Here is a 13963-nt window from a genome sequence, read left to right as displayed (position 1 = left end):
ACCCAGTTTCCGCGGAGTCCGTCCAGCGGATACGGTAGTACAACTCCTACGGAGTTAGTTGGGGACACTTCAACTTTTGCCCCCAAAAGTTTCTCTCTTAACTCCGTAGGAGTTACATTTGCATTACCCCTGGACGCAGTCCGGGGTCCTAACCCGGGCCCGACCCGTGACCCCGCCCGTCACCAGCCCGGCCCCAGGGACCAGACACCCACACACCTCCGGACATATGTACGGGGGCTAAACACTACATACCATGGCATACACACAAATACTATATCACATCATCATCCGCACAAAATACAGCGATAAAGCTCTGGAGCTGGAGAAAGCTCCGGAACTATACAGGTACATCTGGGGTATCATCAAAAACAAGGGCTGCGTGCTGTACCGGATAAATGGAATGGAAGATCATATACACATGCTATGCGACCTTCACCCGACAGTCCCCTTAGCCGACCTGATAAAAGCCATAAAAGGGAGTTCTGGAAAATGGATCAAAGCGTCCGGACTTTTTCCAAAATTCAGAGGCTGGGGAATAAAATATTGCGCCTTAACGTATGCATATAAGCAAAAAGAAGTCATAACTAACTATATCAAAAACCAACAAAAACACCATAGAAACGAGAGCTTCCAGCAAGAAATCCAAAGACTATGGAAAGAACAAAACATACAAAAAGACATCAAATGGTTCTGGGAAGAAACCTGATTTCCACCCGTCATCACAAATGCTGCACTTCATTTACCGGTACGGGCCTCCGGATAGTACATGATACCTTCCTTCCCCCGTACCGCAGGTATGGCATCCACCTTACCCTTGGACACAGTCCAGGGCACCCCTGCCTATGCTTATAACCAATATACGACATCTCATCAATGTGCGCCCGAACACCGGGCGCTTACGCGGCAGCCAGCTGGCCGAGCTGCCCGTACTAAACCATGCGTACCTGAAAATAGACGACGGGCGTATCACCGGATTCGGCCGGATGGAAGACCTGCACCACTTCGGCGACTACCGTATCGTAGACGCCGAAGGCCGGTCAGTGCTGCCCGCCTGGTGCGACAGCCACTCCCACCTGGTTTTTGCGGCGTCACGCGAGGCCGAATTTATAGATAAGATCAAAGGATTGAGCTATGCCGAAATTGCCGCCAAAGGAGGGGGAATTCTTAACTCTGCCCGGAAACTGGCCGAAACGGAAGAGGAGGTTCTTTTTGATCTCGCCAAAGAACGGCTCTCCAGGCTGATACGCCTGGGCACCGGAGCGCTGGAGATCAAAAGCGGTTACGGCTTAAGCACCGAAACTGAGCTTAAGATGCTCCGGGTGATCCGCCGCCTGAAGGAGTGGGCCCCGGTTCCCGTCAAAGCCACTTTCCTGGGTGCGCATGCCATCCCTATGGAATACAAGGGCAACCGCCGGGCCTACATTGACCTGATCCTGCAGGAAATGCTGCCGGCTATAGTGCAGGAAAACCTGGCCGACTATATCGACGTATTTTGCGAAGAGGGTTTTTTCAGTCAGGCGGAGACGGAAGAAATCTGCAGGGTAGGCGCAGCTTTCGGTTTGAAACCGAAAATTCACGCCAACCAGCTGAATATTTCAGGCGGGGTGCAGGCCGGCTATCGTACCGGGGCCCTGTCGGTTGACCATCTTGAAACCATTTCCGATGAAGAGATCCGGATTCTCGGGCTTACCGATGCGCCTATGGCCACCTTGCTGCCCACCGCTGCCTACTTCCTGCGTATGGGCTTCCCCCCTGCCCGAAGGCTTATTGAAAACAATGCCGCAGTAGTGCTGGCCAGCGATTTCAATCCGGGGTCATCTCCCTCCGGCAACATGAATATGGTGGTTTCCATGAGCTGTATCCAGATGAAAATGCTGCCCGAAGAAGCTATAAATGCCGCCACCCTAAACGGTGCATACGCGATGGAGCTGGAAGAGGAACTGGGCAGTATTGCAACAGGCAAACGGGCCAACCTGATCCTCACCGAAAAGATCCCGTCTGTCGCTTACCTGCCGTATAGTTTTGGAGAAAATCTCGTAGATCAGGTGATCATTAATGGTGAGTTTTATGAGTAATGCCTTACCTCCATGACCAGTCATTTTATAAAATACGGCCCGGAAGATATAGCGGAGATCGTAAAGCCGCGCAACGGCGAAACGCGCATTGGCGAAGTCATCTCCCTGACCGGTAATGAAAATACCCCTTATGAGCTTATCGGGATCCCTGAATCAGTAGGGGTACGTGCCAATTACGGAACCGGCGGTACGGAAACTGCCTGGCCAGCTTTCCTGAAAGCATTTCTTAACCTGCAAAGTAACCGTTTCTTAAGCGGAGAGAGCATTTTTCTATCCGGGTATTTCCGGTTTCCCGATCTGGCGCATGCCGGCGTGGATGAGCTTCGGAAACAGGTAGAGCAGATAGACCGGGAGGTTTCCCTGAAAATCTATGAAATTGTTTCTGCGGGCAGGATACCCGTTGTTATCGGTGGCGGACATAACAATGCCTATGCCCACCTCAGGGGAACTTCACAGGCCCTGGGCATGCCTGTGTCTGTAATTAATTTTGATGCACACGCTGACTTCCGGAAACCCGAGGGGCGGCATTCCGGGAACGGGTTTTCTTACGCCATGAGCGAGGGATACCTGGGACAATATTCGGTTTTCGGGCTTCAGAAGAGCTATATCAACGAATATATGCTTCACGAATTCGAAACGAATTTCCGACTACAGGTACACTACTTCGACGAGCTGGCAGACCTGGAAAATGATGCCTATAAAAGGGCCATAAAGTCGGCACTGGATCACACTTCTTCGATGCCCCTGGGCATAGAGATCGATCTGGATGCCGTGGAAAACGTACTTTCCAGCGCCTCTTCACCGGTAGGTTTCAGCGTACGGCAGGCATTGCGGTTTATCCGGGAAGTCAAAACCACCCCGAACCTCAGCTACATTCACCTTTGCGAAGGTGCCGCCGAACTGTACGATGGCAGGACCTGTCCCGCTATCGGGAAGCTCCTGGCAGAGATGATAGCTGAATTCTTACGGGCCTGAATCCTCACTTCATGATTCAAGTGCTTCCTTCAGAATACGCATGGACTTCAGCTTTGCTTCTATATCATAAAAATAAGAAGTCACCATCAGCTCATCAAGGCGGGTATCGGCAATAAAAACCGATAAATTTTTCCGGATGGTTTCTTTGCTGCCGATAAACGTATGGGCCAGCATGTTTTCTACCATATGCTTTAATTCCCGGTGCTGGTAGAAAATATCGGGCAGCTCCTGGGGTGGCATAAGGGGCAGACGGTTATTGGTTACAATGCCGATAAACATCCGGATCAGGCTGGTCGATAAAAAATGGGCCTCCTCATCGGTATCGGCGGCAATAACATTCACGCAAACCATCATTTTCGGTTGCTCCAGCACTGCCGACGGCTTAAAGTTTTTGCGGTAAATATCTATAGCCGAATGAAGCTGCTGGGGGGCAAAATGAGCAGCAAATGAATACGGGAGCCCCAATTCAGCGGCCAGGTAAGCGCTATCGGTGCTGGAGCCCAGGATCCAGAGCGGCACCTGCGCTCCTTCGCCCGGGAAAGCCCTTACTTCTGCTTTTTCATCGGTATTTCCCAGGTATTTTTGCAATTGTCTCACATCTGCCGGAAAACTGAAAGCCGCATTGATATTCTCTCTCCGGATAGCCCGGGCAGTAGCCTGATCGGTTCCCGGAGCCCGGCCCAGTCCGAGGTCGATCCGCCCGGGATACATGGCCTCCAGCGTACCGAACTGCTCCGCCACAATGAGCGGTGAATGGTTGGGAAGCATAATTCCGCCTGATCCGACCCGGATACGCTCAGTCTTCTCTGCCACGTGCCCGATCAGCACAGCGGTGGCCGAGCTGGCTACATGTGGCATATTGTGGTGTTCTGCCAGCCAGACACGCTTAAATCCCAGGTTTTCGGCCTGCCGGGCCGCTTCTACTGTTTCTTCAATGGCCTTTCCTGCATTTCCTCCTTCGCGGATGATGGCCAGCTCCAATATCGATAAATCCGTCAATGTCTCTCCTTTTCCTATAAAACACTTTCGGATACCGATAAGTTTACACCAGAGTCCTTGATCGTTCTGTCAGGATCCCTGCAGCTGGTAACTTTCAATGATTTTACGCTTCACATAATGCTGGGAAGCCGACTTCAGGCGCTCTGACCTGCAGTAGTCGCAGCTGAGCACGTGAAAAATGAAGGGTCTTTTGACCGAATATTTTTTCCGCGGGTAGGGTGTAGACAATTTCCCGCAGATCATACAATACTCCTGTTGCCGGGCAGCCAGGGGGATATCCAGCATTTCCATAGCAGAGAAAAGGGCAAACTCTTCCCTGATGTATGCTTTCTGGTTTTCCAGCGTCAGGCCATCTCTTTTTGTTTTCCGTCCGTAAAAAAGATTATCCAGGTCTTCTTCTATTTCTGAAAATGCCGTATACCGGGCATCCCGGTCAGATACTTTCGCCACCTTCAGCATCTGCAGGAAACCGTAGTCGAGGCCCATATCCCCGCTCAGCACCCCGAGGGCAATATCATTGGCATATTCCCTGAGCTGAGACCGGACATCTTTCGGAATATTCAATTCCAGTTCCTCTATACTTTTCAGAAAATATTTTTCTATTTCCTCTCTTGTTGCCTTGTCCATAGTCGCTAAAATGATCAGGCTCTCCGCATACCTTCCCGAATCCAGCGAAGCACGGGCCCATCTGACCATTCTTGAATGATCAAAGCCCTTTAACAGCCGCTCTATTAAAAGCTCCTCCGTATTTTCCCTGAAATTTATCACCACAAATTTAAAGCTAAAAGTTTCATTTCCAGAAACTTCATCGGCCGGGCTTCTCCCGGTTTCCGGTCAAAAGACAAAACTTATACAAAAGTCCAATTTTTTCTTGAATAGTTCCTATGAATTATTGTTTTTTTATTCCGCCACACCCTGAAAAGTGCACGGTTGGTATGTATAAACGAAAAAGACCACTTCACGGTTAAATTTTAATAACTCCCTTTCAACTATTCTTTCCAGGCTGTCGTTAAGGACAAAAAGGAAGACCTCTTCCCCCTGAGAACCGTTGTATGAAAAACCTGTACCTGCTTTTATTCTTTTTCACTCACTTATCCTACGCCCGGCAATACACCTTCTCCGTTACCGACGGCACAGAACCCATACCCGGTGCTACCGTAGTTCTTCAACGGGCAGACAAGACATTTGCCGGCGCTACCGATACCAACGGCATAACCCGGATCACATTGCAGGAAAATGTGCAGTATACCATACGGGTTTCCGCCGTGGGATTCGAGACGCTGGAACAGGAAATAGTCACCGATAAAGCCGAATTCAGGATAACGCTGAAGGCATCGTCCACCCTACTTGGCGAGGTAGCTGTCACCGCCCGGAAACCCCTCATTACCCATGAAGACGACAAAGCGATTGTAGATCCGGAACCGCTGATCCAGTCCTCCACCAACGTAATGGAAGTGCTGGAGAAAACACCGGGGGTTTTTACAGATACCGACGGAAATTTCTACCTGAGCTCAAGCACACCTGCCAGAATTTACATCAACGGACGGGAGCAACGAATGGGAACCGGCGACCTGGCCGCCCTGCTGAGGAGCCTCCCGCCCAATGCCATAGAAAAAATAGAGATCATCCGTACTCCCTCTGCCACCATGGATGCCGCCAATACAGGCGGCTCACTCAACCTGATCCTCCGCAAAGGGTACAGCCTCTTCGGCTCGGGCAGCATCTCGGCAGGGATGAACCAGGGAAAATACGGAGGCCGGTTTCTCAACGCCTCCTATAACCGCTCTGCCGGAAAAACCACTTACTACCTCAATGGCGGAGGCAACCAGGGAGAAAACTTTAATGTCTACGAAAACCAACGAAAAATAAGCAGTGAATCGCTGCTCGACTCCAAAAGCGAATCCCGGTCTAAAGAGCAGAACGGCATGCTAGGCTATGGGATAGCCTATGATCTTACCCCGAAATGGACACTGTCTTATGACGGGCAGCTCAGCAGCAGCCGCTCTGAGAGCCGGAACTTCAATACCACCGAATCTTTATCGGGACAGGAAACAGACTTCACAAATGTCAACCATACGGATACCGAAGGCGGGCGTTTCTTTGTAAATCAGAGCCTGAATGCTCTTCTGAAGTTTGACAGTGCGGGTCGCCGGAAATTGCTGCTGGATTTCTCCGGGTCATTCTTCAGGCCCAAAAGTGACCAGACCTACGGGAATACTTTTGAACGGAGCACCGGGATAATGCCGGGCAATAGCGGTACAGGAAACAACTCGGGCAGGTCTGATTTCTATGCTGCCCGGGCCGAGCTTACCTACCTGTTCAAAAACAAGATCAAGCTGGAAACGGGCGGAAAGCTCTCTGTTCAGGATTTCAGCAACCGGGCAGCATTTACCCGGACGGAAAACGGGGTGACCGCCCCCGACCTCTTCCGGAACAATGCCTTTGATTTCAATAACCGCATCAGCGCCCTTTACCTGCAAGGCACCCGAAGCTTCGGTTCTTTTTCCGTAAAAACCGGGCTGCGGCTGGAAAATACGTATATGTACAGACATCAGAAAATTCCTTCCGATACTACGTTTAAAGTACAAAGAACCGACCTCTTCCCCTTCCTGTTTTTCGGCCGGAGAATTCTTACCCTTATGGGTATGGAAATGCGGGCTACCCTGGTGGCGCAACGAACCGTCAGCCGGCCGGGATACGACCAGCTGAATCCTTTCCGGCAATATGTGAACGAATTTACCTACCAGTCGGGGAACCCGGCTTTGAAACCCCAGTTCTCCAATAATTATGAAATGAATGTCAGTGTAGACGGTACCCCGATCCTGGCCGTAGGGCAAAGGTATATCCGGGATATCTTTACTTCGGTGCTTTACCAGGATCCGAAAGACCCGCAAATCACCAACCGCACTTACGATAACCTGGCCCGGAACAAGGAAACCTATTTCCGGCTGATGGGTGCGGTACCGCCGGGAGGAAAGTACTTCTTTGTGGCAGGTGCTCAATTTACCCTGAACGATTACACCGGCCTGTATGAAAACTCTCCCGTAAATTTCAGGCGGGGAACCTGGCGTTTCTTCACCTTTCATGAGCTAAAATTCGACAGGCGAAGCGCTTTGATGCTGAATGGGTTTTACATGACCCGGGGCCAGATGCAATTTACGGAACTGGGTGATTTCGGAAACCTTAACCTGAGCGTTAACCGCCGTTTTATGAATGACCGGCTGACCCTGACCCTCAATGCATCCGATGTACTGTTTACCAACAAATTCAATTTCAGGATAAACCAGGGGAGCATGGTTGCCAGGGGTTTCCAGTACCGCGACTCCCGCCGTTTCGGGTTTAACCTGCGCTACAATTTCGGCCGGAAGAAACATACCGAAAACGGGTTCAACCCGGATATGCCGGCAGCAGAAGGTGGTATACAATAAGCTATGCCCCTTCAGCGGTAAGCTATCGGGGTTTACGCTGTGCGGTCATCTGCAGAAAAACCGGGAGATCCCGGCTCTCCGCTTATGGTAATAAAACAATTCATAGTTCTCCTATAATTTTTTCAATAAAGTCTACAATTTTAGTAGACTTTAAAAGTTTATGTTGTAAACTTGCCCCACAATTACAAAACATACCCTATGCACCGGAACAGCAAGGTGATTTGGAAAAACCGGATATTTCAGCTTCTAAGCATCATCGGCTGGATGATAGCCGGGCATATTCTCTTTAGCTTCTTTCCTGTTTTGTGGTTCAAGGGGCACCTGGTCAATTTATGGGATTCGCTGGACAGCAGTATTCTCATTTATATGGCTGCCGGCTTTATAGCCCAGATGATCGACGGTTCGCTGGGAATGGCTTACGGGGTGAGCGCCACGAGCTTCCTGATGGCTACAGGGCTCAATCCTGCTGCCGCCAGTGCCAGTGTGCACGCCTCCGAAATTTTCACCAGCGGTGTCTCAGGGCTCAGTCACCTGACATTCGGTAATGTAAACAAAAGGCTTTTCCGTTACCTGCTGCTGCCGGGTGTGCTTGGCGCCATTGTAGGGGCCTACCTCGTATCTTCACTGGAAGATTACAACAATTATATACGGCCTGTTGTAGCGGCATATACGCTTTATCTCGGCATCAGGATCATCCTGAAAGTAGCGGCAAAAAAACAAAAAAAGAGACCCATCAAGCGTTTGGGGCTGCTGGCCGGTGCAGGTGGGTTCCTTGACTCGATCGGCGGCGGCGGGTGGGGGCCTATTGTGAGCTCAACCCTCATAGCCAATGGCCGGAACCCGGTGTACACCATAGGGTCTGTAAACCTGACCGAGTTTTTCGTCTCCTTTGCCAGCTCCCTGACCTTTATTTTCGTCATGGGCTTTGGTCACTGGCAGATCATCCTCGGACTTATCCTCGGCGGAGTGATTGCAGCTCCCATTGCAGCCTTCATGGTGCGAAAAATACCGGTCAAACCCATGTTTATCTTTGTAGGTACTGTGATCATCATCACCAGCCTGCGGACTTTCCTGCTGGCCCTGGGAATACTGTAAGCGGGTAAGAGGTGGCTTGTGGTTTCGTGTTTTTGTTTTGAGGGAAGTTGCCGGGAGCAGGCAATTTTATTATTTCATAGTATATTTAATCTATAGATTATATATAATTATACATAATCAAAAACCAATTCTTATGAAAAAACTCGTCTTTCTATTCCTGTCGACTCTGGTTCCCTACCTGAGCCATGGGCAGAACACGCCTCTGATCAATGCGCAGGTAAAAGGAGTTATCAGGGACAAAGTATCCAAAGAACCTGTAACGGGAGCCAGTGTAACCATTCGCGGAACCACCAACGGTGCCATTACGGATATAAACGGTGAGTTCAGCCTCACTACCGGGCAAACTCTCCCTTTTACGCTGGTGGTACGGTCTGTAGGGTATAAAACCCTGGAATTTCTCGCGGAATCAAACCATTTAACAATTGAGCTCACGCCTTCGGAATCTTCTCTCCAGGAGCTGGTGGTTACTTCGCGGCGGCGTACCGAAAAAATCCAGGAAGTGCCTATTCCCATCTCTATTGTGCGGGGAGTAGCCATTGAAGATGCCGGAGCCTTTAATGTCAACCGGTTGAAGGAGCTGGTTCCTACGGTACAGCTTTATGCCTCAAACCCCCGGAACACTACGTTAAACATCCGGGGCCTGGGCTCTACCTACGGTCTGACCAATGACGGAATCGATCCGGGAGTGGGTTTTTACCTTGACGGCGTTTACCTGGCCCGGCCTGCCGCCACCGCGCTTGATTTCATTGATATAGAGCAGGTGGAAGTGCTCAGGGGTCCGCAAGGTACGCTCTTCGGAAAGAACACCACTTCAGGTGCATTCAATATTACCTCCCGCCTGCCCGAATTCAGGCCGGGGGGAACGTTTGAGGTAAGTTACGGAAATTACGGATACCTGCAGGCCAAAACCTCGCTGACCGGTCCGCTGACCAAAAACCTGGCAGCCCGGATCTCTTTTTCCGGTACCCAAAGAAACGGTACAATTTATAACCTGGCCAGCGATTCTTATATCAACGATATTAACAACCTGGGAGTAAGGGGACAGCTGCTTTACACCCCTTCCGAGCAGGTCAAAATTGTCCTGGCCGGCGATCTTACCGATCAGAAGCCCGACGGCTATGGCTGGGGAATTGCCGGGGTGGTTACTACACAAAGACCTGCATACAGGCAATTTGACGCTATTATCAAAGACCTGGGTTACGAGATTCCCTACAAAAGTGCCTTTGAAAGAAAGGTAGACCTGGATACGCGGTCGAAAGCCGATAACCAGCTGGGCGGCGTTTCCCTGAATGCCGACGTTAAAATCGGGAACGGAACCCTCACCTCTACCACGGCTTACCGTTACTGGAAATGGGTACCGCTGAACGACAGGGATTATACCGGCCTGCCGGTGTTTACCATTTCTGCCGGTAACTCCATTCATGACCAATGGTCGCAGGAGTTCAGGTATTCAGGCCGGGTAGGCGAAAAGGTCAGCGGGGTGATCGGGCTTTTCGGACTATGGCAGGATTTGCAGACCGACCCCGTGCATACTGAAGAGGCGGGATCGGCCCAGTGGCGTTTTGCCCAAAGTTCTACCAGCCCGTTATGGGCCACCCCCGGCCTGTTTGACCACTACGGCATCCGCACCGTTTACGGCATCAGGAGCACAGGGCTGGCAGCGTATACGCAGATCGACTGGGAGGTTGTGCCTAAGCTCCATGTATTGCCGGGCCTGAGGTATAATTATGACAAAAAAATTGTAAATTATGACCGTAAGCGCTACGGCGGACTGGAAACAAGCGACCCTGCCCTGCTGGCTCTCAAAAACGGGGTATACAGCGACCAGTCGTTCGATACCGATGCCGTAGAAGGCAATTTCTCCGGCCAGCTATCTTTGCAATACAGGTTCAGCCCCAAAATAAACGGCTTTGCTACCTATTCTGTGAGCTACAAGCCCGTGGGCGTAAACGTGGGTGGCCTGCCTACTGCCAACGGAGAGGTGCTGCTGGATCTGGCCCAGGTAAAGCCGGAAGCGGTTAATCATAAGGAGCTGGGCATTAAAACCAACCCCGGGAAAAATGCCGTTCTTAATTTTACCGTGTACCAGACCGATATCCACGATTTCCAGACCCAGGTTCAAACCCCTGAACCCGGTGTAAACCGGGGTTACCTGGCCAACGCTGAAAAGGTACGGGTGCGCGGCGTGGAAGTAGACGGCAACCTGTCGGTGGGCAACTCGCTTCGCCTGAATGCAGCCCTGGCCTATACCGATGGCAAATACCTGAAATTTACCAATGCGCCCGTACCTCTTGAAGAAGTGGGCGGAGCCCAGGCATTCAAAGATATTTCCGGCGGAGAGCTTCCCGGCATCTCGAAATGGTCGGGATCGCTGGGCGCAGAGGTAGCCCGGAAAGGCAGCCTGATCCAGCTCAGGGGCAATTATTTCCTGGGAGCCGATGTATTTTACCGGTCTGATTTCTCGTCCAGCCCCTCTCCTTCGCGCTACCTGAATATCAACGGTTATGCGCTGCTGAATGCGAGAGCGGGATTCCGTGCTTCCAACGGGATCACCTTTTTCCTCTGGAGCAGGAACCTGACCAATACCGATTACTATGAGCAGCTTCTGGCCGCTCCCGGCAGTTACGGCCAGTATGCCGGTATATTGGGAGATCCCAGGACCTACGGCGTCACACTGCGTTATTCATTCTAACTAAATAACCCTTTCTTTTAAATGCCGGCAGGCTTCCATACGGAGGCCTGCCACTTTTTTAACGGATGGCTTCATAACTGTATACATGCCGGCCGGTACCGGCCAGGATACGCCCCTTTTTCCCGTTTTTTGCCGGTACACCGGATATCCCACCCGAAAAATGGGCCCGGCTGTCTGCTTTAAGATCGGGCGATCTAAGCCTCCAGACCGTTTTTCCGTTCGATATATCTACGGCATGAAGAAAGCCGTCTCCCCCGCCGATGTAATACACGTAGCCATCCAGGTATACCAGGTGCGAGCTGGTACCGGCAGACGACGTCTTCCATAATTCCGCCCCGGTGTTTATATCCAGGGCATACAGCCAGGTATCTTCGTTGTTGGCAATGACCTTATTTTCTGCTATGATGAGCGGAGTAAAAAGAAAATCCTGCCGAAAGGCCTTCCTCCATATCTCCCTACCCGTACGCAGGTCATTACAGACAATATCCCGGTTGGCGTTCCAATAGATCTTTTCCCCGTAAATCACCGGGCACCAGTCTACCACACCGCCCCGTTGGGGCTCCAGGAGCATCCGGTCTTTGTATATCCATTCTTTCTTATTAAGGTTATACAAGCCGAATGCGCTTTTAATAACATTGTACTGCGCATCTGCCGCAGGTACCTGGTAGGCTACCGCAATGACCGTGTCACCGTCCAGAACGGTGGGGCAGAAAAATGTTGCCCCTGCCGGAATAGGGGTCACACCGAAATACTCTTTCGGAAGCTGTGGATTTACGACTTCCACCTCCCGAACAGCATTTAAAATGTTGCCCTCGTACAGCTTGTTGAGCGGGTAATCTTCATCCCCCCTTTTTATCGCTATGGCCGAGAAGAAGTACCGATGACCTATACCTGAAATGAGACCGGGATTTAATGTATTGACGCTGTCTGCTTTCCATTTTTTCCATTCTGTTTTACCGGTAGACAGATTGATGCAGTATGTACGGGGGCCATTATGAAAAACCATCCGGTCATTGAATGTATACCTGCCGGTCAGGAATAAGCTTTCCCTGTCATACATGTAATCGTCCCATTTCCACCTGACCTTGCCGGTCAGAACATCCAGCATCAGGAGCCCCGGCCTGCTCAAACCGGAGCCTGCCACAGGCTCAAACCCGGTTGCACAGGCCATGACCGCTCCGTCATTGTATAAGGTAGGCGGAATATCTATCCCCTGAGCCAGGAAGGAGTTAACCGATACCTGCGTTTTCCAGGCGGGTTCTTTGCTCAATAACACGCCATCCGGATAAAATTCATCCCCCGGTTTTTCTTTGCAGGAAAGACACCCCGCCACCAGTACCCAATACAGAATTCTTCTTACCATAACGGAGTAGAGAAAAAATCAAGCCTGTCAAAACAGTGGGACAGCTCCGTCGTCATATGGGTATGTCCACGCATTTCCATGTGATTGACATTTACGGCCTGGTATGTTCTGCCCGAGGATACCGCCCAAGGAGTTCCTTCAGCCAGCTGGGAGTACACCGCCACCAGTCCGTCACTACCGGTTTGAGTGGGTATCCACACGGCATAGGTTACCGGCACCACGGTGCAGTCTTCACAGTCAACAGTTACGGGATCATCTCCGTTGCCGAAGCACTCTTCAAACCGGGGCATATCACATTGGTCTTCATAGGTATCTATCATACCGGCATAGTAGGTGGTGCCGTGCGCACCGATCAGCCCCGCCCAGTACGATTCCGACATGTCGAGCCAGTCTCTTCCTTTTCTCCATTGCGAGGCCATATAAGTATGCCCGGCCCCTACTCCAAAGTTGAAGGTGGAATACGCCAGTATAGCAGCCGTAATGTTAAGCGTATTCTGGGTATTGTAAACCGACCTGAAGTTAGACGCCAGGTTCACCAGGTATTCATCATCGGTTGAAGTCCACGAGGCGCCGCTCCCGCTTTTCAACGTGGAAGATGCCAGCCGCCAGTGAATCGGGCTGCTTTCATTGCCATAGATAAACAGCCTGTCCTTATACGGCCCGGAAAAGGTATTGACGGCATTCATATAGGCGCTGTTTTCCTTTAAGTCATCAAAGGTTTGTACACCAAAGGCGCTGCCGGCATGGGTGTCATTTAAAGGGAAGTCGAAACTGCCCAGGAAAAATTTGAGGATGCCTTTCCGGATGCTCTTGATCAGCAATACTGAGGAGATAACGGGCTCTCCGGCCACAAAAAAATTGTATAGCCCCAGTGCAGTTGCCGGCCCTCTGACAATTTCATCTACCCCGTTCAGGATAAAATTTTCAGCAGAACCGTTGGAGATGCTGTTGAGTATTTTTGCTCCTGTTAAGGGAGCCCCGGCGGCTATAAAGCCGCCGAATGTGGTGGTAGAGTTAATGGCGTCGTACCGGGCAATATCCCTGACCGTTACTCCGCCCATGCTGTGCCCTATAGCAATGGCATTGGCATTCGGTATCATAGCTGACCGGACCGCATTGGAGTAAGAGACCACTCCGAGGTTCGTTAAACCGGTGGAGTTATAAGAGGCCGGTCCGTCAATACGGCGTGCCGATTCAAAATAGGATTTGTGAAAATTCCAGGTAGTACTGCTCCCGTTCAGGCCGTGTACCCAGTGTACAGGGCGGGTTGATTGGGCTGACGCCATGCCTATTGCGGCAAGGCATCCGAGAAAACACAGAAAGTACTTTTTCATTT

The 13963-nt window shown here is 51.0% G+C and carries 10 protein-coding genes; 6 read left to right on the top strand and 4 right to left on the bottom strand.

Annotated elements, in window-relative coordinates; all coding sequences use genetic code 11:
* Positions 1 to 253 precede the first annotated feature (253 nt).
* The 3 genes from tnpA to AB2U10_RS06040 all read left to right on the top strand — a co-directional run bounded on the left by tnpA (position 254) and on the right by AB2U10_RS06040 (position 3050).
* Positions 254 to 706, top strand: a complete 453-nt coding sequence (gene tnpA, locus AB2U10_RS06050; RefSeq protein WP_367913450.1) for an IS200/IS605 family transposase — start codon at positions 254 to 256, stop codon at positions 704 to 706.
* Positions 707 to 842: 136 nt separating this feature from the next.
* On the top strand, positions 843 to 2075 hold the full coding sequence (hutI, locus tag AB2U10_RS06045) for an imidazolonepropionase (protein ID WP_367913449.1): 1233 nt from the start codon (positions 843 to 845) through the stop codon (positions 2073 to 2075).
* A gap of 12 nt (positions 2076 to 2087) precedes the next feature.
* Entirely contained in the window at positions 2088 to 3050 is a 963-nt protein-coding gene (locus tag AB2U10_RS06040) for a formimidoylglutamase (RefSeq protein WP_367913448.1), read from the top strand.
* Positions 3051 to 3059: 9 nt separating this feature from the next.
* On the opposite strand, the gene AB2U10_RS06035 is transcribed toward AB2U10_RS06040, so the two are convergent.
* Together AB2U10_RS06035 and AB2U10_RS06030 are read right to left on the bottom strand one after the other, a co-directional pair.
* Positions 3060 to 4049, bottom strand: a complete 990-nt coding sequence (locus AB2U10_RS06035; protein ID WP_367913447.1) for an LLM class flavin-dependent oxidoreductase — start codon at positions 4047 to 4049, stop codon at positions 3060 to 3062.
* Positions 4050 to 4118: 69 nt separating this feature from the next.
* On the bottom strand, positions 4119 to 4820 hold the full coding sequence (locus AB2U10_RS06030; RefSeq protein WP_367913446.1) for a hypothetical protein: 702 nt from the start codon (positions 4818 to 4820) through the stop codon (positions 4119 to 4121).
* 281 nt (positions 4821 to 5101) lie between these two features.
* Between AB2U10_RS06030 and AB2U10_RS06025 the strand changes: the two genes are divergently transcribed.
* The 3 genes from AB2U10_RS06025 to AB2U10_RS06015 all read left to right on the top strand — a co-directional run bounded on the left by AB2U10_RS06025 (position 5102) and on the right by AB2U10_RS06015 (position 11264).
* A complete protein-coding gene (locus tag AB2U10_RS06025) occupies positions 5102 to 7477 on the top strand; it encodes a TonB-dependent receptor (RefSeq protein ID WP_367913445.1) in 2376 nt (791 codons plus the stop codon).
* A gap of 198 nt (positions 7478 to 7675) precedes the next feature.
* Positions 7676 to 8572 (top strand): sulfite exporter TauE/SafE family protein, encoded by an 897-nt coding sequence (locus AB2U10_RS06020; protein ID WP_367913444.1) that lies wholly within the window; start codon positions 7676 to 7678, stop codon positions 8570 to 8572.
* 133 nt (positions 8573 to 8705) lie between these two features.
* Entirely contained in the window at positions 8706 to 11264 is a 2559-nt protein-coding gene (locus tag AB2U10_RS06015) for a TonB-dependent receptor (protein WP_367913443.1), read from the top strand.
* A gap of 58 nt (positions 11265 to 11322) precedes the next feature.
* Here AB2U10_RS06015 and AB2U10_RS06010 read toward each other — a convergent pair whose 3' ends face one another.
* Both AB2U10_RS06010 and AB2U10_RS06005 read right to left on the bottom strand, forming a co-directional pair.
* A complete protein-coding gene (locus tag AB2U10_RS06010; RefSeq protein WP_367913442.1) occupies positions 11323 to 12627 on the bottom strand; it encodes an outer membrane protein assembly factor BamB family protein in 1305 nt (434 codons plus the stop codon).
* Entirely contained in the window at positions 12621 to 13961 is a 1341-nt protein-coding gene (locus AB2U10_RS06005) for a lipase family protein (RefSeq protein WP_367913441.1), read from the bottom strand. Before AB2U10_RS06005 ends, AB2U10_RS06010 begins: the two co-directional genes overlap by 7 nt.
* Positions 13962 to 13963: the final 2 nt, after the last annotated feature.

Origin of the sequence: Leadbetterella sp. DM7 (assembly GCF_040829825.2) — a bacterium.
In the GTDB taxonomy this organism is placed as follows: domain Bacteria; phylum Bacteroidota; class Bacteroidia; order Cytophagales; family Spirosomataceae; genus Leadbetterella.
Note: the sequence above shows the minus strand (reverse complement) of the source record. Positions and strands in the feature narration are given on the sequence as shown.

What these genes read in the sequence shown, in the direction of transcription:
- AB2U10_RS06020 (WP_367913444.1), top strand. Translation starts at nt 7,676, where the DNA reads ATGCACCGGAACAGCAAGGTGATTTGGAAAAACCGGATATTTCAGCTT.
- AB2U10_RS06010 (WP_367913442.1), bottom strand. Translation starts at nt 12,627, where the DNA reads ATGGTAAGAAGAATTCTGTATTGGGTACTGGTGGCGGGGTGTCTTTCC.
- AB2U10_RS06040 (WP_367913448.1), top strand. Translation starts at nt 2,088, where the DNA reads ATGACCAGTCATTTTATAAAATACGGCCCGGAAGATATAGCGGAGATC.
- AB2U10_RS06015 (WP_367913443.1), top strand. Translation starts at nt 8,706, where the DNA reads ATGAAAAAACTCGTCTTTCTATTCCTGTCGACTCTGGTTCCCTACCTG.
- AB2U10_RS06025 (WP_367913445.1), top strand. Translation starts at nt 5,102, where the DNA reads ATGAAAAACCTGTACCTGCTTTTATTCTTTTTCACTCACTTATCCTAC.
- hutI (WP_367913449.1), top strand. Translation starts at nt 843, where the DNA reads ATGCTTATAACCAATATACGACATCTCATCAATGTGCGCCCGAACACC.
- AB2U10_RS06005 (WP_367913441.1), bottom strand. Translation starts at nt 13,961, where the DNA reads ATGAAAAAGTACTTTCTGTGTTTTCTCGGATGCCTTGCCGCAATAGGC.
- tnpA (WP_367913450.1), top strand. Translation starts at nt 254, where the DNA reads ATGGCATACACACAAATACTATATCACATCATCATCCGCACAAAATAC.